The organism is Streptomyces sp. NBC_00045 (assembly GCF_045041095.1).
Classification (GTDB): domain Bacteria; phylum Actinomycetota; class Actinomycetes; order Streptomycetales; family Streptomycetaceae; genus Streptomyces.
The window spans coordinates 7772214-7798147 of sequence record NZ_CP108271.1 but is presented as its reverse complement, the minus strand read 5'-3'; the positions used below and the strand labels follow the sequence as shown (position 1 = coordinate 7798147).

The following is a 25934-nucleotide window of genomic DNA, read 5'->3' as shown; positions in this document are numbered from 1 at the left end:
AAAGGGCCCGACGGCCCCCGAAGCCTCCCAGCCTCCGCTCATCTGAGCGGGGGCGCCGCCGGAGCGCCCGTGGGCCCGCCCTCTCGCTTGGCCGGTTCGACCGGCCCCGGGATATCATTTACCTGGCCCGGAACATCACTCCCAGCACTCGGGGAGACCGGTTCCCATGGATCTCAACACCATCACCCAAGTCGTCCGGCGGCCGGCCGATCGTCCGGGCGAGGACTGGCGGGAAGGTGACGCCTGGCTGGCAGGCGGGACGTGGCTGTTTTCGGCAGAACAGCCTGATCTGCGGCGCCTCGTCGACCTGACGGCATTGCGCTGGGATCCCCTCGTGCCGGGTGACCGGGGGCTCGAAATCGGCGCGACGTGCACCATCCGCGAGCTGTACGCCTTTGCGCCACCGCCGGATTGGACCGCGGGCGATCTCCTCACGACGAGTTGCGAGGCGTTCCTCTCCTCCTTCAAGGTCTGGAACGCGGCGACCGTCGGCGGCAACATCTGCATGTCCCTCCCCGCCGGCCCCATGATCACGCTGACGGTCGCCCTGGAGGCGACGTACGAGCTGTGGGCTCCCGACGGGTCCACGCGCGTCGTCGACGCCCTCGACTTCGTGACCGGCGATCACGCGAACGTCCTCGCGCCCGGCGAGATCCTGCGCCGCATCGACATCCCCGTGCACGCCCTGCGCAAACGCACCGCGCACCGTCGCTTCGCGCTGACCCGTCTCGGCCGTTCGACCGTCTTCCTCATCGGAACGCGGACGCCGGGAGCGAACGACCTGCTGCTCACCGTCACAGCCGGCACCACACGGCCCGTGCGCATGGCGTTCGACGCCGTGCCCGATGCCGCGACGCTCCAGCAGAGCATCGACGTCGTCCCCGCCGACGTCTGGTTCTCGGATCCCAACGGAACCCCCGACCACCGCCGCCACCTGACGCGGCACTTCGCCGAAGAGATACGTCGCGAACTCATGGATGGGGGCACGGCATGAGCTACTCCGTCAACGGCAACGGCTTCGACGAAGAACCGGCCGCCGGACAATGCCTGCGCACCTTCCTCCGCTCGCTCGGCCACTACGGCGTCAAGAAGGGCTGCGACGCGGGCGACTGCGGCGCCTGCACCGTGTGGCTGGACGGGAGCCCGGTGCACAGCTGCATCACCCCCGCGTTCCGCGCGGAGGGGCGCGAGGTGACCACGATCGAGGGGCTCGGATCACCGGGCCATCTGCATCCGATGCAGCGCCAGTTCCGCGACGCCCCGGGATTCCAGTGCGGTTTCTGCACCGCCGGCATGATCATGACCTCGGCCACCTTCACCGAGGCCCAGAAGGCGGACCTGCCACGGGCACTGAAGGGCAACCTCTGCCGCTGCACCGGCTACCGGGGCATCGAGGACGCCGTGAAGGGCGTCGTGGGCGTGGAGACGGCGGCGCCGGGCAGGGCCGTGGGGACGAGCGTCGGGGCGCCGGCGGCGAACGACGTGGTGACCGGTCGCGCCGAGTTCACGATGGACACCCGCATCGAGGGGATGCTGCACCTGAAGGTGCTGCACTCGCCGCACGCGCACGCCCGGATCGTCTCGATCGACAAGAGCGCCGCACTCGCACTTCCCGGGGTGCACCGCGTCTACACCTGGGAAGACGTACCGCGCAGACGTTTCACCACGGCGATCCACACCGACCATTTGGTCGATCCGGACGACACCTTCATCCTCGACAGGACGGTCCGTTTCGTCGGCCAGCGCGTCGTCGCGGTCCTGGCGGACACGCCCGGGGCGGCGGAAGAGGGCTGCCGCAAGGTCGACGTCGAGTACGAGGTGCTGCCGGCGGTCTTCGACCCCGAATTGGCGATGGCCGAGGGAGCGCCACAGATCCACGGTGCGGAGGATCCGTTCGTCCGTGACCCCGTCCGCAACATCCTGCTGGAAATCCACTCGCACATCGGCGATGTCGAAGCCGGGTTCGCCGAGGCCGACGTGGTCCACGAGGGCACGTACTCCTCGCCGCGCGTGCAGCACGCGCACCTCGAAACCCATGGCTCCATCGCCTGGATGGAGGACGGTCGCTTGAACGTCCGAACCAGTTCACAGTCGCCCTCGATCGCGAAGGTCAAACTCACCTACCTGTTCGCGCTGCGTCCGGACCAGGTCCGCGTGTTCTGCAAACGCGTCGGCGGCGGTTTCGGCGGCAAGCAGGAGGTGATATCGGAGGATCTGGCCGCGCTCGCCACCCTGGACACCGGGCGGCCCGTCTGCTTCGAGTACACGCGCGAGGAGGAGTTCACGACGGCTTCACCGCGGCACCCGATGGTGCTCACGGTCAGGCTCGGCGCGAAGGCGGACGGGACGCTCACGGCGGTCCGGGTCCGCAACGTGTCGAACACGGGCGCCTACGGGAACCACGGCGGCGAAACCCTGTTCGCGGGCAGCGCGGCCGTCATGGTCTACCGCTGCCCCAACAAGCAGTACGACGCCTACTCGGTGTACACCAACACCGTCCCGAGCGGGGCACTGCGCGGCTACGGGATGACCCAGCCGGCGTTCGCCGTGGAGTCGGCCATGCACGAACTGGCGATCGCCCTGCACATGGATCCGCTCGAACTGCGGCGGCGCAACATCGTACGGCCGGGCGATCCGCTCGTCGCCATGCACGACGGCCCCGATGACGTGGTCTTCACCGAGGACGGGCTCGCGAAGTGCATCGACCTGGTGGACAGGGCCCTGGCCCGGACGGCCGACGAACCCTCCCCCGGCCCCGGTTGGCTGGTCGGGACCGGCTCCGCGAGTTCGCTGCGCGAGACCGCCCCACCGACCGAACACATCTCGGAGGCCTGGGTCACGCTCGGGGACGACCTCATGTACGAACTGGCCGTCGGCACCGTCGAATTCGGCGAGGGCACGTCGACCGCCCATGTCCAGATCGCCGCCAACCAACTGGGCACCACGCCGTCGCGGATCCGGTTGGTGCAGTCCGACACCGACCGCACGGGGTTCGACACCGGCGCCTTCGCCAGCGCGGGCCTCTTCGTATCGGGCAACGCGGTCCTGAAGGCGGCCAACGCCGTGCGCGACCGCATCCTCGAATTCGCCGCCGCCCACACCGGCGTCCACCTCGTGATGTGCTCCATGGCGGACGACGGCGTCGTCTGCGGCGACCGGCGCGTGTCCCTGGCGGAGCTCGTCGCGCTGGCCCGGGCCCGCGGCATCCGGTTCACCGCAGCCCGCAAGGCCTACGGCTCGCCCCGCAGCGTCGTCTCCAATACGCAGGGCTTCCGGATCGCCGTCCACCGGGTGACGGGCGAGATTCGCATCCTGTACAGCGTCCAGGCGACCGACGCCGCCGTGCTCATCAATCCGGCCCAGGTCCGCGGACAGGTGGAAGGCGGCGTCGCCCAGGGAATCGGCTTCACGCTGACGGAGAACTACCACGTCGACGAGAACGGCGCGATGGTCAACCCGAACTTCCGCAACTACCGCATTCCCGCCTACGCGGACGTCCCCGGCACCGAAGTGCTCCTGGTGAGCTCGGGGGACTCGGTGGGGCCCATGCGGGCGAAGGGGATGGCCGAATGCTGCATCAACCCCGTTGCCCCCGCACTGGCGAACGCGCTCCACGACGCCACGGGCGTCCGGTACCGCTCCTTGCCCTTGACCCCCGAACGCATCTACAGCCGGCTGGGCGAAAGTCAGTCGGTACAGACGGCCTGAGAACATGAACGCCACACGGCACGAAGACGCCACGGCGACCGCGATCATCGGCCAGAAGGTCCTCCCCGGCCTGGAAAAGGAGTACGAGCCCTGGCAGGAGAACGTCAACGCCGCTGCCGCCGACTACCCCGGCGCCCTCGGATCCGAGATCTCCCCGCCGCCCTCGGTCACCAAGACGGCCATCGCCCTCTGGGTGGGCCTCTACCCGACCGTCGTGCTGCTGGCCCTCGCCACATCCCCCTTGAAGCTGCCGATCTGGTCCGGGCTGCTCCTGGGAAACCTGTTGTCCAGTCATCTCGACCCTCCCCTGACCCGACGCGGCCGTGGCGCCCCGGCGACCCACGGCACCGAGGTGGTGACCGACACATGACCACAGGACCCGGGCACGGCCGATACGGCGAGACGGTGTTCCGGCCCGAGCAGGCCGGCGAGGACGACCGCATCGACCTCGGAGCGCTCACGTACGACGACATGACGATGGACCGGCTGCGGGCCCTGGGAGCGGGGCCGGGCTGGAACTGCCTCGACGTCGGTGCCGGTACCGGCACCGTCGCCCGCCGTCTGATCGAGGAGGCCGGGGTGGCGAGCGTCCTCGCCGTCGACCGCGACACGCGCTTCCTCGGCGCCCACTCCCTGCCCGGGCTCGATGTGCTGGAGGCGGACGTCAGCGCGCCGGGGTTCGACCCCGGCCGCCGGTTCCAGCTGGTCCACGCCCGGTTCGTCCTGATGCACCTGCGTTCGTGGCGGAGCCTGATCACCGCCCTCGGCGGACTGCTCGCCGAGGGCGGGGTGCTGGTCCTGAGCGATGCCATCGACCTCACCACCCGTACGGCACCCCCCAGCCCGTACACCCGGGTGATGCAGGCCATGTGGCAGGGGCTGCGGGACACCATCGGCACGGACATTTCCTGGGTGACGCACTATCCGCAGCACCTGCGCGCGGCGGGGCTCGGGTCCGTCGGCGCCGAGGTACGGGTGCCCCCGCTGCTCCCCGGTAGCCCCATCAGCCGTTTTTGGGCGGGGACTTGGGACCGGGCCCGGGAATCGATCGTGGCCACCGGACTGGTGGACGACACGACGGTCGACGAGGCGATCCGCTATCTCGGCTCTCCGGACTGCGCCGCGCTGTCACCGGGAATGATCACCGCATGGGGGCGGAGGCCGGCGCCGGGGTGACCCCGCCATCACGGTCACCCGCCGGAGGGGCCCCAGCCGACGGGTTTCCCGCCGCCCCGGTGCGGGCCCCGGCGCCGCCTGTCGCTGCGGCACCAGATGCGGTAGGCGCTGAAGCACGAGGCCAGGGCGACCGAGGCGGCACACCAGAGTCCGACGAAGACGAGGATCATAGCGAGCAGGGACATGAGGCCTCACTCCCGTCCTGACGCACCGTCAGGGCCCGTGGCCCGAACCACATTCGCAGACCGGCTCGTCATGCAGTACGTGTACCCCCGGGCCGCCCGCTTCAGCCCCCAACGGCCCCCGGAATGCGGTCAGGAGCCGGCCGGGCCCCGCCGGGGCTCGGCTACGGCAGGAGGCCGGCGGGGAGGTACTCGGACAGGGGCGTCGGGGAGTGGGGCCTGGCCTTGTCGATCAGATCCTGGATCGGGTCCGTCAGCGGGGCGCCCAGGCGGGTGGCGACGTCCTTGCGCAGCGTCGGGAGCAGGGCGTACAGGCGGTCGCCCGGGCAGGACGTGGAGTTGAAGTCGCGGTGGCCGTAGATCTCCGAGGCGGGCAGTCCGTACTGGCGGCAGATGTGGGCGCACAGGTCCGCCAGCGCCGCGAACTGCACGGCCGGCGGGTCTTCGGTCATGTACGTGCCCTCGTTCTCGATGCCGATCGACACCGTGTTCTGCCCGATACAGTGCGCCGCGCGCACCTGGCGCGTGCCGGTGCGCAGTTCCGCGAGGCTGTTGTGGCGGCCCTCCAGGACGAACGCGCCGCGGCTGACGGTGAAGTGCTGCCCGGTGTCGATCCAGCCCTGCGCGTCCATGTGGTAGGTCTGGATCGCCCGGGCCAGGGCGTACGCGCGCTGCTGTGAGTAGTCGGTGACGTTCAGCGTCGCCGTGTGGTGGACGATGATCCGCTCCGGGCGGTTGGCCAGCACCACCACGGGCTCGGACGCGGGCCGCGCGCCCCAGGTGGCGCAGCTCGCGATCTCCGGTCCGGCAGCGGCAGCGTGGGCGCGGCCCGCCGGAAGGAGGGGGAGCGCGGAGCCTGCGGCCAGGGCGAGCGCGCCCGTGACGACCGCCCGGCGGGTGAAGTGTGGTGTGTGCGCCGGTTCCTGCTGCTGCACGGGGGAGGTCATACCGCGCCCTTTCCGTCGGAGGTTGCCCATTGAAGGGGGACCCGCCCGCCGGAGTGCACGGGACACACCGACGGCCGCCACATTCCCGGTTCCGGATCCCGCGCCCGGCCTCCGCGGCGGCGCCACGGGGTGAGCGGGGGCCGCCATCCGGGTGCGGCACGGGCCGCGTCCGGCACCCCGGCCGGTCCGCTTCTCACATCCTTGGCGGGGGACGGCGCCCCGCCTCCCCCGGTCCTCCGGGGATCCCCGCCCCAGCCAGCCGGCCAGCCGGCCAGCCACACAAGGAGTACGGAATGTCCTTCGACGTCGTCGAACGCTTTCTCACCGCCCTCGACCCCGAGCACCGCGAGGCCGTCGAGGGCAGGCCGCGCGAGGAGCAGGAGCGGCTCGCCGCGGCCTGGGAGGACGAGCTGGAGCGGGACACCGACATCGACACGCTGGACGAGCTGTCACCCCCGGCCGCCGAGAGCGAGGCGGCGCGGCGGGTGATGGAGCGGCGGTCCGAGTAGCCGGGCCCGTGGGTCAGGTCCCGGGCCCCGCCGCCCCGTCGGGTGTCCCCGGGCTCAGACGCGGTCGGCCGCGATCAGGACGTACTGGAACGAGCCGTCCTTGTAGGAGTTGATGAACGCCTCCTCGATGCCGGTGACCAGGGAGGACGTGGCCCGCAGCTCCCAGTACGGCAGGGTCGCCGGCGTCAGGTCGATGACGGCCTGCGGGACGAGGCGGTTGTCGGCCATGGCCCGCATGTACTCCCGGCGGGAGTGGATGTTGCACTCGAAGTGGGCGTTGATTTGGGAGACCCACTTCGAGGGCTGGCCGTAACGGGGGTTCCAGCAGCCGGTGATGGTCACGTAGCGGCCGCCGACCGCGAGCACCCGGGCGTGCTCGGCGAACAGGTCGTGCAGGTCGACGTACATGCTCGACTCGTTGTTCCACGAGCCCGCGGCCTGCCCCGTCTCGAACGGCATGTCGAGCATGTTGCAGACACGGGCGCGGACCGAGTCGTGGATGCCGAGTTCACGGGCGCGCTGGTTCGCGAACTCGGCCTGCTTGGCCGACAGGGTGACGCCCTCGACCTTGCATCCGAATCGCTGGTGGGCCATGACGGACGAGCCGCCGCGGCCGCAGCCGGCGTCCACGAGCGTGTCGCCGTGGCCGATGCTGCCCAGGTGGTCCAGGAGGACGTCGGCCTGCGCCGACTCCAACCGGTGGAGCTCGGCGATCAGCTTCTTCTCGTATGCGCTGTCGGCGGTGTCCCCGAGGGCAGCGTGGTCGACGTCACCGATGCCGTAGTGGTGGTGGTAGAGCCCGTCCACGTCACCCAGACGCAGGTTCACCGGCCGGGCCTCGTGGTCCCAGTACCGGGCGATGTCACCCTGGTAGGGCGTGGCCGGGGCCGGGATGAACGCGGACGCGGCGGCGACGGCGGAAGGGGCAAGGATGAGATCGGTGTTCGTCACTTATGAATCCGTTCGTTACCAGAAGTCGGGCAGGCTGTATCGGTAGGTGTTGGTCTGGTGCCAGTAGTGGTTGCCGTCGACCCAGGCGGCCACGCCCCGCAGGAAGCGCAGCACGTTCGGGATGGGGCAGGCGGCCGCCAGGTCCGCGGCCGCGGCCTCGAAGGAGTGCATGAGGTCGTTGTGGACCTCGACCGCCTTCAGGTAGGCCTCGCGGACGGAGTGGCCCTCGCGTTCGGCGAGCACCACGGGCAGGTTCAAGTGCCGGCCTGGGCTGGCGAGTTCCTTGGTGTAGGAGTAAAGGTCGTTGACGATGGTGGTGGCGTTCCCGGCGAGCGCGATGACCCGTTGCATGGCGGGCTGGGCGTGCAGGTCCGCCGGCAGTTCGTAACCGCCCACGGTGTCGGTGATGGTGGGGCAGGGGCGGAAGTTGTTGAACTGCCTCATCGCCAGGTACTCCCACACCTCCGGGACGTAGTCCGTCTCGGCCCAGGCCGCCTCGGCGAGGTACCCCAGGTGCAGCCGGGCCATGTCGTGCCGGAACCGGTCGGCCTGGGAGGGGGTGGCCCCCTGGAGGAGGTGCTCCATGGCCGAGCGGTACGCGCGCCGCGGGGCGTCCGAGTGGAGCGACTCCGCCCACTGCGGCTGGTACTCCGTCGTGGTGTGGAGGGGGTCGAGCGCGGTGTGTGCCAGCAGCAGCCGTCCACCGAGGCCGACGGGCGAGCCGCCGTGGTCCTCGCAGTAGCAGTCGTCGACCACGTTCTCGGCGACCATCAGCCGCGTGGCGAGCATCAGGTGGTCGACGGTGGGGGCGTCCGGATGGCAGGCGACCATGTAGCGGCCCACGGAGAAGCCGTCGAACTGGTCTTCCCACTCCGGGGGGTAGAGCTCGACCTCGTCCACCGCCCACGTCTTGATCCTGTTGCTGACCTCCTCCACGCGTACGGGGTCGGGTTCCGGTACGGGGTGGTGATAGAGGCCCGGGATCGGCCGGCCCGCCGTCGACGGCTCCGGCCGTGCGGGCGGCTCCTCGCGCCGGGCGAGGTGTAGCGCCGCCGTACCCAGACCACTGGGGCCTCGCAGGATCCGCCCCAGGGCGGGGTTCGGCGCCCGCTCCGGGACCTCGGACACGGCGGGCCCCGCGGAAACGGTCGGGACGCCGGCCATCGGGTCCGCGGCGCGAACCCGGGGCCCCGTGGGGAGGACCGGGGGCCCCGCGGGGAGGGCCGGCGGGGAGATGCCGACGGCCTCGACGCCGCGGCCGTGACCGTGGGCCCCGAAACGGGCCGCGGCGGCGGGAAGGCTCGACTGCAGAGGGGAAGGCCCGGGGTCGGGCATCCGTGACTCCTTGGTGAGGTGGTTGGCTGTTCCGGACCCCGGGCAGGACCGGACGGCCCGGGACGGGGTCCCGGGCGCTCACGGCCGTGGGGCAGGTCCTCCGGGAGGACTCGGGGACACGTCCTAGTCGTGCCTGCGGGCGATCTGGACGTTCTCCAGCACGCCGAGGGCGTCGGGCACCAGGATGGCGGCGGAGTAGTACGTGGAGACCAGGTAGGAGATGATCGACCGCTCGTCGATGCCCATGAACCGCACCGACAGGCCCGGCTCGTACTCCTCCGGCAGACCGGTCTGGCGCAGACCGATGACGCCCTGGTTGTCCTCGCCGGTTCGCATCACGAGGATCGAGCTCGTGTTCTCCTTGCTGATGGGGATCTTGTTGCACGGCAGAATCGGTACTCCGCGCCAGGCCGGGACCTGCTGTCCGCCGAGGTCGACGTGGTCCGGGTAGAGCCCGCGGGCATTGAACTCGCGCCCGATCGCCGCGATCGTCTTGGGGTGCGCGAGGAAGAGCTTGGAGCCGCGGCGGCGGCAGAGCAGCTCGTCGAGGTCGTCCGGGGTGGGCGGCCCGGAGTGGGTCTGGATCCGCTGCTTGAAGGCGGCGTTGTGGAGCAGACCGAACTCCCGGTTGTTGATCAGCTCGTGTTCCTGGCGCTCGCGCAGCGCCTCGATGGTGAGCCTGAGCTGCTCCTCGGTCTGGTTCATCGGCTCGTTGTAGAGGTCGGCGACCCTCGTGTGCACCCGCAGTACGGTCTGGGCGATGGAGAGTTCGTACTCGCGCGGCTTGAGCTCGTAGTCGACGAAGGCGCCGGGCAGCTCGGCTTCGCCGGTGTGGCCGGCCGACATCGCGATCTCGGCTTCGCCGTGCTTGTTCTGCCGCTGGTGCGGCAGCGAGCCGAACTGCTCGATGTGGACCTGGAGGTGCGGCGCCGAGGACAGCACGGAGGCGAAGTCGGAGCGGGACAGGGTGAGCAGGGTGCCGGCGGTGGCCGCGGTGGCGGTGTAGTCCCAGCCGCCGGCCCCGTCCAGCAGGGCGTGCTCGCCGAACCGGTCGCCGTCCGCGAGTACGGCGACGGCGACCTCGTCACCGTACTTGCCGACGGAGGTCTGGTTGATCCGGCCGTGCGCGATCATGTGGATCTCGTTCGCGGGGGTGCCGCGCTCGACCAGCACCTCACCGGCCCGGAAGTCGCGCTGGACGCACCGGCCGGCGAGCGCGGTCAGCACGTCCACGTCGTCGAAGCCGCGCAGCATGGCGAGTTCGCCGAGCTCGCGGGGGATCACCCGGACCTGGGCCCCGTCCTGGACGAACTCGATGCGGCCGTCGCCGACGGTGTAGGTGAGCCGACGGTTCACCCGGTAGGTGCCACCCTTGGTCTCCACCCAGGGGAGCATCCTGAGCAGCCAGCGGGAGGTGATCTCCTGCATCTGCGGGGCGGACTTGGTCGTGGTGGCGAGGTTGCGGGCAGCCGCCGTACCCAGGCTGGTCTGCCGGGGCGCTTCGGGCTGCGCCGCCGGGCTGGTGTCCACAGTCATCGGACGGAAGCTCCTTCGTAAGGGTGGTGAGCGGCGCATGCGAGGGCGCGCGTCACCGGCGAAAGAAGAATTTGGGGGCGGATATCCGGGCAATCCATCCAGATCCGGGAGCACACTAACCGCCCGTGCGTCCCGTCAGCCCCTTCAGCCGTCGCCATTACCTCGATACGGCGATCTTGGGGCGCGCGAGGTTTACGGGGCGATCCATCGGCTTTCAGCCGCCCCCGAACGCCCACCCAGGGGAGCGAAGTTGATGCAAAATCAGACATTTGACCCGTCGTGGGTGCCGCCGGCATCGACTCCCGGTCAGGCATGCTCGTTACACCGGCCGACCTCCCGCCCCTTCGCGGCGGAGGGACCTTGAATGCCTTGGAGCGGTGAGCCCGGATGAGTAGCAGCCCCGCGCACGAAGTCTCCCGCCAGGAGTTCGACGCGATCTTCGCCGCGGTCCGCACCTGGGGCCGCTGGACCCCGGCCGACCGCGGCGCCTGGAACCGGGTCACCCCGGACCACGTACGGCGGGCCGCCTCCCTGGTCCGCTCCGGAACCGCGGTACCGCTGGGGCTGCCCTGGAACACCCGGCCCGGTCCGGACAACCGCAAGCCCGCCCTGCACTACATGTCCGACCTCGGCGACGTGGAAGCCCCGGAACCCGCCACGTACAAGGATTTCCTCGCGGTCGACTACCACGGCAAGGGCGTGAGTCACCTGGACGCGCTGTCACACGTCGCCTACGCGGGGCGACTGTACGACGGCCGCCCGGCCCGGGAGGCCGTGGACGCCGGGGGCGCCCGCTTCGGCTCCGTGGCGGCGCTCGGCCCGCTCGTCACCAAGGGGGTGCTCCTCGACCTGCCGGCCGGCCTCGGAGTCGACTGGCTTGAGCCGGGGCACCCGGTCCACGCGCGGGACGTCCTCGCCGCCGAGCGCTCACTGGGCGTGACGATCGACGACGGCTGCGCGGTGCTGCTGCGCTCCGGCCGGTTCCGCCGCCGCCGGGAGCTGGGCGCCTGGGACTGCGACGCCGCGAGCGCGGGCTTCCACGTGGACGCGGTGCCGCTGCTGGCCGAGCGTGCCGTCGCCCTGCTCGGCGGCGACGGGGACAGCGATCTGCGGCCCTCGCCGGTCGAGGGCGTCCACTCCCCCGTCCACGCCCTCGCCGTCGCCGCCATGGGGGTGCCGCTCCTGGACAACCTGGACCTTGAGGCGCTCTCGGAGGCGTGCGCCGAAGCGGAGCGCTACGAGTTCATGATCATTGTGGCGCCGCTGAACGTGCCCGGTGGGACGGGCTCCCCGGTCAATCCGGTAGCCATCCTCTGATGCAGACGATGCGGAGAAATAGGTAGGAATATACTCAGAAAGCACTTGCTCGGTGTAGGTACTCCGGTGCGGCCGGGGCTCGGCGCCGAGGGCTCGGTCAGGGGAAGTGATGCGCATGGGGCCCACGGGAGAGCAGATAGGTCCAGCACGCTCCCGCGAGCGATTCCTGGTGGGCGAGCCGGTCGCTGACGGGGTACGCAGTCCGATCATGAACTCCTGGCTGCGCTGCCAGTCCCTGGGGCTCTCCCCGGACCAGACCGAGCTCCCCTACCGGGACGACTTCGATCCGGACAGCCGGCTCGTCCACGCCGCGGAACCCGTGCTCGACGAGCTGGCGTCCCGGTTCAGCGGCAGCCGGATGAACGTCTCCCTCGCCGACGGCAACGGGACGGTGCTCCAGCGCCGCTTCGGGGAACCCGACCTCGCCCGCAGCCTCCCCCCGATCCAGAGCGTCCCCGGCTTCGTCTTCGCCGAACGCTTCGCGGGCACCAACGGCATCGGCCTCGCCCTCGCCGAACGTCGGCTCGTCCAGGTCTACGGGGCCGAGCACTTCGCCCAGCGCTCCCAGTCGAACGCCTGCTCGGCCACTCCGATCCGGGACCAGCTGAGCGGGCTCATCGTCGGCGTCCTCTGCCTCGGGTACCCGCACAACTACGAGGACCCGGCCCTGGCCGCCCTGGTCCGGCGGGCGGCGGAAACCATCGAGCGGCGGCTGATGGAGCAGCGTTCGGCACGGGAGCGCGCCCTGCTGCGCGCCTACCTCGACGCCGGCCACCTGGCCCGCAACGGCACGGCCCCCGGAGACGGGCCGATGATCGCACTGGACGAGCTAGGCGACAGCGGGCTGGACCACGGCGATCAAATGATCCTCAAGGAGAAGGCCACCGAGCTCATCTGCTCGACGCAGCGGGCCGCCGTAGAGGTTTCCCTGCCCCACGGGCGGGGGGTCACCCTGCTGAGCAGCCCCTTCAAGAGCCGCTCCGGGGTGGAGGGCGTCGTCGTCGAGGCCGTGTTCACGGGTGAGCCGCCGCCGGAGCACCACCTCTGCGTCCCGACCCACGCCGGACCGCCACCCGGACCGCCCCCGGCACCGCCCCAAGGGGACCTCCCCCACCCGCCGCCCGGGCTCTCCCGGACCCCGGCCCCGGCGGCCACCGGAGCCGCCGACCGCCCGCCCGCCAAGGTCAGGGGGCTGGTGCTGGTCGGCGAGCCGGAAGTGGGGAAGTACGCCGTCGCGGCGCGGCGGCGACTGGAGCTGCTGGCCGAGGCCAGCACCAGCATCGGCACCACCCTGGACGTGACCCGCACCGCCCGGGAACTAGCGGAGATGGCGGTTCCGCGGCTGGCCGACTACGTCACCATCGACGTCCCGGAGTCGGTGCTGCGCGGCGAGGAGTCCGCCGACCCCCGGAGCGAGCTGCACCGGGCGGTGCTCCACGGCATCCGCGACGACTGCCCCTTCTACCCCGCCGGCGGCCGGGTCGGGCTGCGGGCCGGCACCCCCCACATGCGGTGCCTGGACAGTGGGCGGCCCGTGCTGGAACCCGACCTCAAGGAAGCCGTCGGTTGGATCGACCAGGAGCCCGAGCACGCCCGGCGGATCCTCGCCCACAAGGTGCACTCCCTCATCTGCGTCCCCCTCCTCGCCCGCGGCGTCCTGCTGGGCATCGCCAGCTTCTACCGCTCTGAGGACCCGGCACCCTTCGGGGACGACGACAGCTGGCTGGCCCGGGAACTCGCGGCCCGCGCCGCCCTCTGCATCGACAACGCCCGCCGGTACACCCGTGAGCACAACCTGGCCCTGGCCCTGCAGCAGAGCCTGCTCCCGCGCGGCGTGCCCGAGCAGGGCGCCGTCGAGGTCGCGCACCGCTACATGCCCTCGGAATCCGGGGTGGGCGGCGACTGGTTCGACGTCATCCCCCTCTCCGGGACCCGCGTCGCCCTCCTCGTCGGGGACGTCGTCGGGCACGGTCTGCACGCCGCCGCCACGATGGGCCGGCTGCGTACGGCCGCCCGCAACTTCGCCGAACTGGAACTCGCCCCCGACGAGCTCCTCATCCACCTGGACAACCTCCTGGTGCGCCTGGACCGGGAGGAAGGCGGGGACAACGACTCCGGCAGCACCAACATCGCCGGCGCCACCTGCCTCTACGCCGTGTACGACCCCACGACGCGACAGTGCACCATGGCCCGCGCCGGGCACCCCCCGCCCGCACTGGTCCACCCCGACGGCAGCGTGACCTTCCCCGAGCTGCCTGCCGGACCACCGCTGGGCCTGGGCGGTCTGCCCTTCGAGACGGCGGAGGTCCTGCTGCCCGAGGGGAGCACGCTGGTCCTGTACACCAACGGACTCGTCGAGGACCGCAACCGCGACGTCGACGTGGCCCTCGACCAGCTGAGCCGCGCCCTGGCCCGGTCGGACCGCACGCCGGAGGACACCTGCCAGGCGGTCATCGAAGCCGTGGCACCCGAGCATCCCGGGGACGACATCGCGCTGCTGGTCGCCCGCACCCGTACGGTGCCCGCGGACCGGATCGCCACCTGGGACGTGCCCGCCGACCCGTCCCAGGTCGCCGGCGTCCGTGCCGCCGCCACCCGCCAACTCTCCGACTGGGGGCTGGACGAGCTCGCGTTCGCCGCCGAGCTGATGCTCAGCGAGCTGGTCACCAACGCGGTGCGCTACGGCACCGAGCCCATCCAGGTACGCCTCGTCCACGACCGCACGCTGATCTGCGAGGTCTCCGACGGCAGCAGCACCGCCCCCCATCTGCGGCGGGCGGCCACCACGGAGGAGGGCGGCCGCGGCCTGTTCCTCGTCGCGCAGCTCGCCCACGCCTGGGGCACCCGGTACACCACCCACGGCAAGGTCATCTGGGCCGAATGCGCTCTGGACGCGGCCTGACCGGTCGGCGGCCCGTCCCCCTCTCGACGCCGTCCGCCCCGCTCGACTCGACCATCGGGGGCACAGGAGGCGACATATCGCCCATATGTACAAAACCACCCAGTAGCATCACCGGTGTCCTCATCGCTTCTGGAAGAACGTCCCCAGGCGGCCCCGGAGAAGTCCGTGCATGACACTCCCGTCAGCTTCGAGTGCCCGCCCCCGCGCTCCGGTGCGGAACCCCTGGTCCGGATGCGCGGTCTGGGCAAGCGGTTCGGCGGCACCGTCGCCCTGGACGCGGTCGACCTCGACGTCCACGGCGGCAGCGTCCTCGCCCTGCTCGGCCCCAACGGTGCCGGGAAGTCCACCCTCATCAAGGTGCTCGCCGGAGTCCACCGCGCCGACGAGGGCGAGGTGACCGTGGCCGGGCACCCGCTCGGCTCCGAGGCCGCCTCCCACAGCATGTCCTTCATCCACCAGGACCTCGGCCTGGTCGACTGGATGACCGTCGCCGAGAACATCGCCCTGGGGACCGGATATCCGCGCCGCGGCGGCCTGATCTCCTGGCGCCGGACCCGGGAGCGCTGCGACGAGGCGCTGGAGACCGTCGCCGGACACCTGGACGCCGGCACCCGTGTCGGCGACCTCGCCCCGGCCGAACGCTCGCTGGTCGCCATCGCCCGCGGCCTGGCGAAGCGGGCCCGGCTGTTCGTCCTCGACGAACCGACCGCCACCCTGCCCGCCGCGGACTGCGCGCGCCTCTTCGACGTCCTGCACGGCTTGCGGGACCGTGGGCACGGCATCCTGTACGTCAGCCACCGGCTCGACGAGGTGTACGAGGTCGCCGACGCCTTCGCCGTGCTGCGCGACGCGAAGATCGTCAGCCGGGGTCCGCTCGCCCCGTACGGCCCGGCCCGTCTGGTGCGCGACATCGTGGGCCACGAGCCGGCCCGCCGGGCGGCCCCCGCGGCCGCTCCCACGGGCCCCGCCCGCCGGCCGCCCGTACTGCGCCTCGACGGCGTGACGACTGCACTCACCGGACCCGTCGATCTAGAACTGCGCCCGGGCGAGCTCCTCGGCATGGTCGGTCTGACCGGGGCCGGGCACATGCACCTCGGCCGCGCCCTCGCTGGCGCCCTGCCGATGCTCGGCGGGCGGGCGCTGCTCGAAGGACGTCCGTACCGTCCGCGCACGGTCGCCGCCGCCCTCGCCCGCGGTGTCGGATTCGTGGCCGCCAACCGGCAGGAGGAGGGCGTCGCCGCGGAACTGACGGTACGGGAGAACTTCCTGGCCAATCCCCGGGCAGCCGGTGTGCCGGCCTGGCACTGGATCGCTCCGCGGCGCGAGCGAGCCGAGGCCACCGCCCTGATCGACCGGTTCTCGGTGGTTCCCCACGACAGCGAGGTGCCGATCGCCACCCTGTCCGGCGGCAACCAACAGAAGGTCATGGTCGGCCGCCGGCTCCGGGGGGAGCTGCGGCTGCTGATCCTCGAAGAGCCGACGGCCGGCGTGGACGTCGGCGCCAAGGCGTCGATCCACCGGCTCCTGGACGAAGCGCTGGCCGCCGGCCTGGCGGTCCTGCTCATCTCCACCGATTTCGAGGAGGTCGCCGAGGTGTGCCACCGGGCGCTGGTGTTCGGGCGCGGGAGCGTGGTGGCCGAACTGACGGGCGAGGCCCTGAGCGTCACCGAGCTCACCCGCACCGCCTCGGCCCTGCCCGCGATCACGGGAAGCACGGAGGTCCGGTGACCCCCTCGTCCTCCTCGCCCTCCTCACCCTCCTCGTCCCCATCGCCCCCATCGACCGAATCGTCGCGCCGGGCCCGGTCCGGCCACCTGCACGCGCACTTCCTCGGCAGGTACGGCCTCCTGGCCCTCACCGCCCTGCTCTTCCTGATCTTCTCCGTCGCCCTGCCCGACACCTTCCCCACCCGGGACAACGTCTCCTCGATCCTCTCCACCCAGTCCATCACGGCCGTCATGGCGCTCGGTGCGACGATCTGCATCGCGGGCGGCAAGTTCGACCTGTCCATCGGCTACGGCCTGGGCCTGGCGCACGTCATGGTGCTGTACCTCATCGTCGACGAGGGCTGGCCCTGGCCGCTCGCCTGCCTCACGGTCGTCCTCGGCGGGACACTGGCCGGCGCCGTGAACGGCGTCATCGTCGAGTTCGCCCGCATCGACGCCTTCATCGCCACGCTCGGCACCGGCAGCATGATGTACGCCGTCACCGGCTGGATCACCGACGGGAGCCGGATCGTGCCCGGCCCCGACGGTCTCCCGGCCGCCTTCACCGGCATCTACGACTCCCGGTTCCTGGGCCTGCCGCTGCCCGCCTTCTACGTCCTGGGCCTCGTCGTCGTGCTGTGGCTGGTCCTGGAGCGGCTGCCGTTCGGCCGGTACCTGTACGTCATCGGCTCCAACCCCCGTGCCGCCGCCATGATCGGCATCCCCACGCACCGGTACTGCGTCTACGCCTTCTCCGCCTCGGGCACGGTCGTCGGCTTCGCCGGAGTGCTGCTCGCCGCGCAGCAGCAGATCGGCAATCCGAGCGTCGGCCTGGACTACCTGCTGCCCGCGTTCGTCGGCGCCCTGCTCGGCTCGACCGCGATCAAGCCGGGCCGCGCCAACGCCGTCGGAACCCTCGTAGCCGTGACCGTGCTCGCCGTGGGGCTCGCCGGGATCGGCCAGCTCGGCGCCGAGTTCTGGGCCACCCCGCTGTTCAACGGCGGCACGCTGCTCATCGCGGTCGGCCTGGCCGGCTACTCGGCCCGCCGGCGGCTGCGCACCGGTGCCGCCGTGCCGCCCGACGGACCACCTGCGGAGCGGGCTGCCGCGGCGGCCGACGACGGCTCCCCCTGACCACCTCCCCGCGCACACCAGCCTCAGGAGCACCGTGTACCCGAACCGCAAGACCGCCCCCGCAGCCGCAGCCCTGCTGGCAGCGGCCGCCGTCGCCGGCTGCGGGGGCGGCGGCGCGTCGAACGCCACCGGCCCCACGGCCGCCGGCTGCCCGGCCGTCCTCCAGGAGGCCGAGGCGGCAGTCCGTCGGGCCGAGAGCCCCGACACCTCGTGGAACGGCCCCACCACCGGCCCCGCGGCCGTACCCGGCAAGTCCCTCGTCTACGTCGCGCAGACCATGACCAACCCCGGGGTCGCCGGCGTGGCGAAGGGCGTCCGGGAGGCGGCGCAGGCCATCGGCTGGAACGTCCGGGTGATCGACGGGGAAGGCACCCCGGCCGGTATCCAGGCGGCACTCGGCCAGGCCGTCACCCTCAAGCCCTCGGGCATCGTCATCGGCGGCTTCGATCCCCGGCTGACCTCACAGCAGGTGGCCCGGGCCGAGGCCGCGGGCATCCCGCTCATCGGCTGGCATGCCGTCAGCGCCCCGGGCCCGAGCACGAACCCGCGGCTGTTCACCAACGTCACCACGAAGGTAGAGGAGGTGGCGAAGGCCAGTGCGGACTGGGTGATCGCCCGGTCCGACGGCGCCGCCGGGGTCGTCGTCTTCACGGACGACTCGATCCCGTTCGCCGGTACGAAGTCCAAGCTGATCGAGCAGCGGCTCGCCGCATGTCCCGGCGTGCAGCTCCTCGCGCACAAGAACATCCCGATCCCGGACGCGAGCCGGCGCACCCCCCAGGAGGTCTCCTCGCTGCTGTCCCGCCTCGGGAAGAAGTGGACGTACTCCGTCGCCATCAACGACCTCTACTTCGACGATGCCGCCCCGGCCTTCCGCGCCGCCGGCAAGCCCGGCGCCGGACCGCCCTACAACATCGGCGCCGGCGACGGTGACCCCTCCGCCTTCCGACGCATCAACAGCAAGCAGTACCAGGCCGCCACCGTCCCGGAGCCCCTCTCGCAGCAGGGCTGGCAGATCGTCGACGAGTTCAACCGCGCCTTCGCCGGGCGGCCCGCCAGCGACTACGTCGCCCCCGTCCACATCGCCACGGGCGAGAACAGCGCCGGGGACACCTCATGGGACCCCCGGGGCTACCAGCAGGCGTACGAGAAGATCTGGCACGGCTGACCGCGCGCCGTGACGGCGTGACGGCGTGACGGCGTGACGGCGTGAAGACGCAGAGGCTCACCTCACGGCCGGGGAGGGCACCTGAGCAGCCCCTTGTAACCCCGGAGCAATACCTCCCGTCACATGTGCGCAACAGGGACTTTCTACGTTGGGCTGCACGGGATCGACCTGCACACGGCCGCGGCGCCCGGTGATCTGGGGGGTCGGCCGGTGTTCTCCGAGGGGGTCTCCTGTGTCCGAGGTGGAAGCGGCGACCGGGCGCGTACGGACGGTCTGCTCGTACTGCGGCGTCGGCTGCGGGATCGTCCTGGACATCGCCCGGGGCGGCGACGGCCGCCGTACGGTGACCAAGGCCAGCGGCGACAAGCAGCACCCGGCCAATGCCGGGCGGCTGTGCACCAAGGGCGCCACCCACGCGGACATGCTGGCCGCGCCCGGCCGGCTGGCTACCGCCCTGGTGCGGGAGGAGCGGGGCGCCGAGCCCACCGCGGTGGACGTGGACGCGGCCATCACCCGCACGGCCGAGCGCCTGCGCGCCGTCCTGGACGCACACGGCCCCGACGCGCTGAGCCTCTACGTCTCCGGCCAGATGTCGCTGGAGGCCCAGTACCTGGCCAACAAACTGGCCAAGGGGTTCTTGCGGACGAACCGGATCGAGTCGAACTCGCGGCTGTGCATGGCGAGCGCCGGCAGCGGTTACAAGCTCTCGCTCGGCGCCGACGGGCCGCCGGGCTCGTACGAGGACTTCGAGCGGGCCGACGCCTTCTTCGTGATCGGCTCCAACATGGCCGACTGCCACCCCGTCCTCTTCCTGCGGATGATGGAGCGGGTCAAGTCCGCCGGCGCCAAGCTGATCGTGGTCGACCCCCGGCGCAACGCCACCGCCGACAAGGCGGACCTGTTCCTCCAGATACGGCCGGGAACCGACCTGGCGCTCCTCAACGGCCTGCTGCACCTGCTGGTCGAGGGCGGCTGGACCGATCCGGCCTTCATCGCCGAACACACCGAGGGCTGGGCGGACATGCCCGCCTTCCTGGAGGACTACCCGCCCGCGAAGGTCGCCGAGATCACCGGCATCCCTGAGGCGGACATCCGTACGGCCGCCCGTTGGATCGGCGAGGCGGGCGAGTGGATGAGCTGCTGGACCATGGGCCTCAACCAGTCCACCCACGGCACCTGGAACACCAACGCCCTGGTCAACTTGCACCTGGCCACCGGGGCGATCTGCCGTCCCGGTAGCGGGCCCTTCTCGCTGACCGGCCAGCCCAACGCCATGGGCGGCCGGGAGATGGGCTACATGGGGCCGGGACTGCCCGGCCAGCGCTCGGTCCTCGTCGACGAGGACCGACGCTTCACCGAGGAGCTGTGGGGCCTGGCGGAAGGCACACTGCGCACCGACGTCGGACGCGGCACCGTCGACATGTTCGAGAAGATGGCGGACGGCGAGATACGGGCGTGCTGGATCATCTGCACCAACCCGGTCGCCTCCGTGGCCAACCGCAGTACCGTCATCAAGGCCCTGGAGACCGCCGAACTGGTTATCACCCAGGACGTGTTCGCAGAGACCGAGACCAACGCCTACGCCGACATCGTGCTCCCCGCCACCCTGTGGGCCGAGTCGGACGGCGTGTTGATCAATTCCGAGCGCAACCTCACCCTGGTCCGGGAGGCCGCCGACCCGCCCGGCGAGGCCCTGCCCGACTGGCAGCTCATCGCCCGCGTCGCCTGCGCGATGGGATTCGCCGAGGCCTTCACGTACGGCTGCGCCGAGGAGGTGTTCGAGGAGCTGCGCCGGGCTTGGAACCCCAAGACCGGCTGGGACCTGCGCGGAGTCACGTACGAGCGGCTGCGCACCGGCCCGGTGCAATGGCCGGCCGCGCCGGGCGGACCGGACCGCAACCCGGTCCGCTACCTCAACGACGGCGTCAGCCAGAACCTGGTCGAGCGCCCGGACGGCAGCCGGCCGAGGCTGGTTTTCCCGACGCCTTCCGGGCGGGCCTCCTTCTTCGCCCGTCCGCACCTCCAGGCCGCCGAACTCCCCGACGACGACTATCCGTTCGTCCTGAACACCGGCCGGCTCCAGCACCAGTGGCACACCCTGACGAAGACCGGCAAGGTCGCCAAGCTGAACAAGCTCAACCCCGGGCCGTTCGTGGAGATCCACCCGCAGGACGCCGAAGCGCTCGGCATCGCGGAGGGCGACGCGGTGGAGGTGGCTTCGCGGCGCGGCCGGGCGGTGCTGCCGGCCGTGGTCACCGACCGGGTCCGGCCCGGGAACTGCTTCGCCCCGTTCCACTGGAACGACCTGTTCGGCGAATACCTCAGCGTCAACGCCGTCACCAACGACGCCGTCGACCCCCTCTCCTTCCAGCCGGAGTTCAAGATGTGCGCGGTGACACTGGCCAGGACCCGGGTCCCGGTCGCCGTGACCGCACCCGCCGGCGCATCCGCGGCCGGCGCATCCGAAGCCGGTACGCGTTCCGGATCGGGGGCCGGCCCTGGCGCCGCCTCGATCGACGGGACCGGCCCGGGCGGTACCGCGATGACCGTGGCGCACCCCGTGACCGCCCGGAAGACGCCCTCGGTCGCCGTCCTCACCTCGCTGTTCGGACTCGACGGGCACACCCCGCCCGCCTTCTCCGACCGCGAGCGCCAGTACCTCGCCGGATTCCTCGCCGGGCTCGCCACCACCCCGCCCGCCACGGACGTCCCGCTACTCCCGGCGGGCGCACCCTTCGAAGCCGAGCACTCGCTCTGGGTCGACGGGGTGCTCGCCGGCACGTACTCGCGTACGGCGACCGCCCTCGCCACCACACCCGCGCTCGCACCCGCACCCGCCGTGGCACCCGCTCCCCCCGGACCGGCCGCGCCGACCCGCCAGACCGTGGTCCTGTGGGCTTCCCAGACGGGCAACGCCGAGGAGCTCGCCGCCTCCGTCGCGGCCGCGCTGTCCGAGGGCGGCACTGCCGCGACCGTGCACAGCATGGCCGACCGCCTCCCCGCCTCCCTCACCCCCGGCACGGACCTGCTGGTCGTCACCAGCACCTTCGGCGACGGCGACGCCCCGGACAACGGAGCTGCGTTCTGGGAGGACCTCGACGCGGCCGACGCACCCCGGCTCCAGGACGTGCGGTACGCGGTCCTCGCCCTCGGCGACTCCTCGTACGACGCCTTCTGCGGCCACGGCCGCCGGCTCGACCAGCGCCTGGAAGAACTCGGAGCCCGGCGCCTCCTGCCCCGCGTGGACTGCGAGCCCGACTACGAGGAGGCGGCCGACCGATGGCCGGAGCAGGTCCGCGGCGCCCTCTCGGCCGACCCGCAGCCGGCTGCTGCCGCGCAGGAGCCCCGGCCGCGAGCCGCACCGGGCAAGGGTTCGCCGCACACCGCCCGGCTGTCCGGCAACCGGCTCCTCAGCCTGCCCGGCGCCACCAAGGAGGTCCGCCGGTTCACCTTCGACCTGGGTGAGGACGGCCCCGCGTACGAGGCGGGCGACGCGCTCGGCGTACAGCCGGTCAACTGCCCCGACCTGGTGACGGAATGGCTGGCCGCCACCGGTCTGGCCGCGGATGCCGAGGTCGCCGTGCCCGGGCACGACCCCATGCCCTTCGCCCGTGCACTGCACCGGCACCTGGACATCACCCGCGTCACGCCCGACCTCCTGCGCTTCGTCACCGAGCACACCGGCGACCGCCGGCTCAGGCAGCTGACGCGCCCCGACAACAAGGACGGTCTCGCCCGGTGGATCTGGGGGCGCCAGCCCGTGGACGTCCTGGCCGAGTTCCCGGTCCGCCTCAGCGCCCAGGAGTGGGCCGAGCGCCTCAAGCGCCTCCAGCCTCGCCTCTACTCCATATCCTCCAGCCCCCTCGTCAACCCGCGCGAGGTCAGCCTGACCGTCTCGGTCCTGCGCTACGAGGGCCCGCGGCGCCACCACCGCAAGGGCGTGGCCTCCACCTTCCTCGCCGATGCCGAACCGGGTTGCCCCGTACCGCTGTTCGTCCAGCGCGCGGCACACTTCCGGCCGCCCGCCGACCCGGACGCACCGGCCGTGATGGTGGGGCCGGGCACGGGCGTCGCGCCGTTCTTGGGGTTCCTCGAACACCGCCGCGCACTCGGCCACCACGGCCGCAACTGGCTGTTCTTCGGAGAACAGCGCCGCGCCACCGATTTCTACTACCGCGAGGAGCTGGAGGAACTCCACCGGCACGGCACGCTCAGCCGCCTCGACCTGGCCTTCTCCCGTGACCAGCGGACCAAGGTGTACGTCCAGGACCGGATGCGCGAACACGGAGCCCAGCTGTGGTCCTGGCTCCAGGACGGCGCCCACTTCTACGTGTGCGGCGACGCGAGCCGGATGGCCAAGGACGTGGACCGGGCACTGCGCGACGCGGCCATGGCCCACGGCGGCCTGACCGAGGACGAGGCCGCCGCGTACCTGAAGCAGCTCTCCGCCGAGAAGCGGTACGCCCGCGACGTGTACTGATACTGACGGACGCCTCGCGGGGCTGCGGTTCAGAACCAGTTGACGGTGAGGGGGAAGGTGGTGGTGGCGGTGGTGTGGGTGGTGTCGGTGGCGGTTGCGTTGATCTGGGTGGTGCCGTTGCTCCATGGTTTGCCGGTGATGCGGCCGGTGTTGGGGTCGATGGTGAGGCCGTAGGGGAGTGCGGTGGCGGTGTAGTGCAGGGCTGGTTTGCCTCCGGTGGCGGTGAGTTGGATGGTGCAGGGCTGGTTGAACTTGCAGGTCTGGGGGCCGGGGTTCGCGAGCTTCAGGTCACCGGGAGACGGGGTCGGCGTGGGCGTGGGCGTGGGCGTGGGCGTGGAAGTCGGGGTGGGTGTGGGGGTCGGCGTGCCGTCGCAGCCCGGGGTGGCCTCCGGCGGCAGCGGGACCCGCCAGATCTGCGTGTCGCTCTCCGACCCGACGAGCAGGCTGGTGCAGTCGAAGTACGTCACCGTCTCACCCTGCGGCTGCGCGGGCAGGGCCACGTCAGCGAGCTTGGTCCCGGCGGCGTCGTACACGGAAGCCGTGTTCGCACCCAGCGGGCCGCCACTGCGCAGGGTGTACGAAGCACCCGACGGGGAGAAGGCTCCGTCGGTCGCGAAGACCGGGCCGGAGCGGACGGCGGTGAGGGTGTTGACCCGATCGGTCTGCGGCGGCAGCGGGGCCCCGTACAACCGCCCCGTCGCGCCGATCAGTTTGCTCGCGACGTACAGCCGGCCGGTGACCGGATCGGCGAGCAGGGATTCGGCGTCGTGCCGGCCGTCGGGGTAGGCGAACCTGTAGCTCACCGGGGTCACTGCGGCGTCGGCGAGCTGGTCGGGCTCGGTGAAGGCCTGCACGACGATCTCGGCGCGGCCGCTGAAGTTGTCCCCGATGTCGCCCACCAGGATCACCGGGAGGCCTGCCGCGTCCTTGCCGATCGCGAGCCCCTCCCAGTCGGTGTTGCCGACGCCGGACAGGGTGTAGGTGGCCTTGATCCGGCCGGTGGCGCCGGTGCAGTCGATGGCGAAGACCTGGCTGGTGTTGCCGCTGTCGTTGACGGCGTAGAAGACGCCCGGATGCTTGCGGCTCATCGCGAGCCCGCTCAGCTCGGCCATGCCACCGGGCAGCGTGCACTTGCGCTCCGGAGCGGCCGCCGGAGCTACGGCGGCCGCTCGGGGGACGGCTCCCCCGGTGGCGGCGCCGGCGGTGGCCATCCAGGCGGTGGCCGGCAGCAGGGTGGCGAGGGCCGCGGTCGCGAGGGCGGCGGCCCATGGGGGTGTGTGGAGTCGAGGCATGCGCACCATGTGAGGGCACATCAGATGGTGTCGCCAGGCCCAACCCACCTCCGTTTGAGCATCGTTCAATGCCCGGTCGGCATTGCTGGCCGAAAGGGTGCGCCTTCCGGTCAGCGCGCCGGCTCCCGGACCGGGGCCTTGTGCCGGGCGTGCGCGATGAACGCCCGGGCGGCCCGGCTCAGCGGTCGGCGCGCGTGCGCGATGCCCACCGGGCGCAGGAGCGGAGGGGTGAAGGAGCGGATCTCGGCGCGGCTGCCGAAGGCCCGCAGCACCACGTCCCGGTACCAGATCAGGGAGCCCCGGCCGTCGGTCACGCCGGTGACCCAGGCGAGCCGCTCGTCGACCTCGAACGCGGGCAGGGGCCGCACGCCGAGGCAGCTGAACATGGCCTCCATCTCGGTGCGCCGCCCGGTGCCCGGGGTGGGCAGCACCATCGGCAGGCCGTCGAGCACCCGGAACGGCAGGGGGTCGGGCAGCCTGGCGCCGAGGGGCGAGACCAGCACCACTTCGCGCTCCTGGATGTGGTGGGTGGTCAGCTCCTTGTCCACCGGCAGGTCGACCAGGGCCAACTCGGAGGTTCCGTCCAGGAGTTCCTGCACCAGGGACTCCCGACCGTCGTGCTGGTGGAGCCGTACGTGCACGCCGGGATGGCGTGCGGTGTAGGCCGGGACCAGTTCGGAGGCCAGGTCGAGGGCCAGGGTGGGGGTGGTGACCAGGGTGAGGGTGGTCCGTCCGCCCTTGCCGTGCGGGACCCCGATGTCGTCGATGGCGTCCACCGCGTCCAGTACGGTACGGGCCAGCCGGACCACCCGGGCGCCCTCCGGGGTGAGGTCCACCCCCCTGCCGCGACGGGCGAGGAGCTCGATGCCGAGATCGCGCTCCATGGCCTGGACGGCCCGGGACAGGGCGGACTGGGCAACGAAGACCGAGGCCGCCGCGCCGGTGATGGAACCGCAGTCCGCGACGGCGACGAGATAACGAAGCTGCGCGAGTGTGGGGGTCATGACCGGACGGTAACCGTGCGAGGTTGACCCCGTAAGGGTCGTGGTGAACAACTGCGCGAATTCGAGCCGCTGTTCATGCCCGGAGGGTGTCGAGGCATACCGGCCGGGCATGAGCCCCGGACCCTTTCGTGCGCCGGCCCCTGCTCCAGCGATCCCCGGCCGGCGGGGGAACGCCGCAGGTCGGCGGCCTGACGGGAGCCCGCGAGGGGAACGCCCTGGACGCCGGGAGCCCCTCCGGTACGTGAAGGACCTTACTCCGCATGACCGTTGACAGTGCAGCACGGCCACCGCACGATGCATCCCGGCGCCAGGGGAATTGACCAATGTTCAAGCCCGCCCCACCCAGGCGGGTCGCCCGGCCACCTGCACGGCGGGGAGCTGCCCGCGCATTCCCCCGCTGCCCCGCTCACCCGTGTGCCCCGAACTTCCCCGTGCCCCTGCTCGCCCCCGTACCCCCGCTCACCCATGTGTCCCCGCCCGCCGCTGTGCGTCGGCTCGCTCCTGTGCCCCGGCCTGCCCGGGGGTGTGCCCGGGGGCGCCCCGCCACGCCCTGCCCAGCCGTTGCGCAGCCCGGCGACACGTGACAC

At 71.8% G+C, this 25934-nt stretch carries 18 protein-coding genes; 11 read left to right on the top strand and 7 right to left on the bottom strand.

Going from position 1 to position 25934, the window contains the following annotated elements:
- Positions 1-166 precede the first annotated feature (166 nt).
- The 4 genes from OHA65_RS35955 to OHA65_RS35940 are packed head-to-tail and all read left to right on the top strand — an operon-like array spanning position 167 to position 4884.
- A complete protein-coding gene (locus OHA65_RS35955) occupies positions 167-994 on the top strand; it encodes an FAD binding domain-containing protein (RefSeq protein WP_328764732.1) in 828 nt (275 codons plus the stop codon).
- Positions 991-3708 carry a molybdopterin-dependent oxidoreductase gene (locus OHA65_RS35950; RefSeq protein WP_328764731.1) on the top strand — a complete coding sequence of 906 codons (2718 nt, stop codon included), beginning with the start codon at positions 991-993 and terminating at the stop codon, positions 3706-3708. The genes OHA65_RS35955 and OHA65_RS35950 overlap by 4 nt, the downstream gene beginning before the upstream one ends.
- 4 nt (positions 3709-3712) lie before the next feature.
- The gene (locus tag OHA65_RS35945; RefSeq protein WP_328764730.1) at positions 3713-4078 is read left to right on the top strand and encodes a hypothetical protein; all 366 of its coding nucleotides are present in this window, start codon (positions 3713-3715) and stop codon (positions 4076-4078) included.
- The gene (locus tag OHA65_RS35940) at positions 4075-4884 is read left to right on the top strand and encodes a class I SAM-dependent methyltransferase (RefSeq protein WP_327280300.1); all 810 of its coding nucleotides are present in this window, start codon (positions 4075-4077) and stop codon (positions 4882-4884) included. Before OHA65_RS35945 ends, OHA65_RS35940 begins: the two co-directional genes overlap by 4 nt.
- A gap of 14 nt (positions 4885-4898) precedes the next feature.
- On the opposite strand, the gene OHA65_RS35935 is transcribed toward OHA65_RS35940, so the two are convergent.
- On the bottom strand, positions 4899-5069 hold the full coding sequence (locus OHA65_RS35935; protein WP_327280299.1) for a hypothetical protein: 171 nt from the start codon (positions 5067-5069) through the stop codon (positions 4899-4901).
- Between the two features lie 161 nt (positions 5070-5230).
- Positions 5231-6013, bottom strand: a complete 783-nt coding sequence (locus OHA65_RS35930; RefSeq protein WP_327280298.1) for a peptidoglycan recognition family protein — start codon at positions 6011-6013, stop codon at positions 5231-5233.
- Positions 6014-6306: 293 nt separating this feature from the next.
- On the opposite strand from OHA65_RS35930, the gene OHA65_RS35925 reads away from it, so the two are divergent.
- Positions 6307-6522, top strand: a complete 216-nt coding sequence (locus OHA65_RS35925) for a hypothetical protein (RefSeq protein ID WP_327280297.1) — start codon at positions 6307-6309, stop codon at positions 6520-6522.
- A gap of 54 nt (positions 6523-6576) precedes the next feature.
- On the opposite strand, the gene OHA65_RS35920 is transcribed toward OHA65_RS35925, so the two are convergent.
- From OHA65_RS35920 to OHA65_RS35910, 3 genes are all read right to left on the bottom strand, one after another.
- Positions 6577-7473, bottom strand: coding sequence for a geranyl diphosphate 2-C-methyltransferase (locus OHA65_RS35920; RefSeq protein WP_327280296.1), 897 nt, complete (start codon positions 7471-7473; stop codon positions 6577-6579).
- A gap of 15 nt (positions 7474-7488) precedes the next feature.
- Complete coding sequence (locus tag OHA65_RS35915; protein ID WP_327280295.1) at positions 7489-8808, bottom strand: family 2 encapsulin nanocompartment cargo protein terpene cyclase; 1320 nt, start codon at positions 8806-8808, stop codon at positions 7489-7491.
- Between the two features lie 123 nt (positions 8809-8931).
- Positions 8932-10344, bottom strand: coding sequence for a family 2B encapsulin nanocompartment shell protein (locus tag OHA65_RS35910; protein WP_327280294.1), 1413 nt, complete (start codon positions 10342-10344; stop codon positions 8932-8934).
- 387 nt (positions 10345-10731) lie between these two features.
- On the opposite strand from OHA65_RS35910, the gene OHA65_RS35905 reads away from it, so the two are divergent.
- The 6 genes from OHA65_RS35905 (at position 10732) to OHA65_RS35880 (ending at position 23051) form a co-directional block, all read left to right on the top strand.
- On the top strand, positions 10732-11661 hold the full coding sequence (locus OHA65_RS35905) for a cyclase family protein (protein WP_327280293.1): 930 nt from the start codon (positions 10732-10734) through the stop codon (positions 11659-11661).
- 115 nt (positions 11662-11776) lie between these two features.
- Entirely contained in the window at positions 11777-14563 is a 2787-nt protein-coding gene (locus OHA65_RS35900; RefSeq protein WP_329315789.1) for a SpoIIE family protein phosphatase, read from the top strand.
- 165 nt (positions 14564-14728) lie between these two features.
- A complete protein-coding gene (locus tag OHA65_RS35895; protein ID WP_405763321.1) occupies positions 14729-16291 on the top strand; it encodes a sugar ABC transporter ATP-binding protein in 1563 nt (520 codons plus the stop codon).
- The gene (locus OHA65_RS35890; RefSeq protein WP_405763319.1) at positions 16288-17403 is read left to right on the top strand and encodes an ABC transporter permease; all 1116 of its coding nucleotides are present in this window, start codon (positions 16288-16290) and stop codon (positions 17401-17403) included. The genes OHA65_RS35895 and OHA65_RS35890 overlap by 4 nt, the downstream gene beginning before the upstream one ends.
- Positions 17404-17437: 34 nt before the next feature.
- Positions 17438-18571 (top strand): substrate-binding domain-containing protein, encoded by a 1134-nt coding sequence (locus OHA65_RS35885; protein ID WP_405758651.1) that lies wholly within the window; start codon positions 17438-17440, stop codon positions 18569-18571.
- A 232-nt stretch (positions 18572-18803) separates the two neighbouring features.
- Positions 18804-23051 carry a molybdopterin-dependent oxidoreductase gene (locus OHA65_RS35880; protein ID WP_405763317.1) on the top strand — a complete coding sequence of 1416 codons (4248 nt, stop codon included), beginning with the start codon at positions 18804-18806 and terminating at the stop codon, positions 23049-23051.
- 29 nt (positions 23052-23080) lie between these two features.
- Here the strand turns inward: OHA65_RS35880 and OHA65_RS35875 are convergent, their stop codons facing one another.
- Complete coding sequence (locus OHA65_RS35875) at positions 23081-24343, bottom strand: putative Ig domain-containing protein (RefSeq protein WP_405763316.1); 1263 nt, start codon at positions 24341-24343, stop codon at positions 23081-23083.
- Between the two features lie 110 nt (positions 24344-24453).
- A complete protein-coding gene (locus OHA65_RS35870; RefSeq protein ID WP_327280289.1) occupies positions 24454-25347 on the bottom strand; it encodes a LysR family transcriptional regulator in 894 nt (297 codons plus the stop codon).
- Positions 25348-25934: the final 587 nt, after the last annotated feature.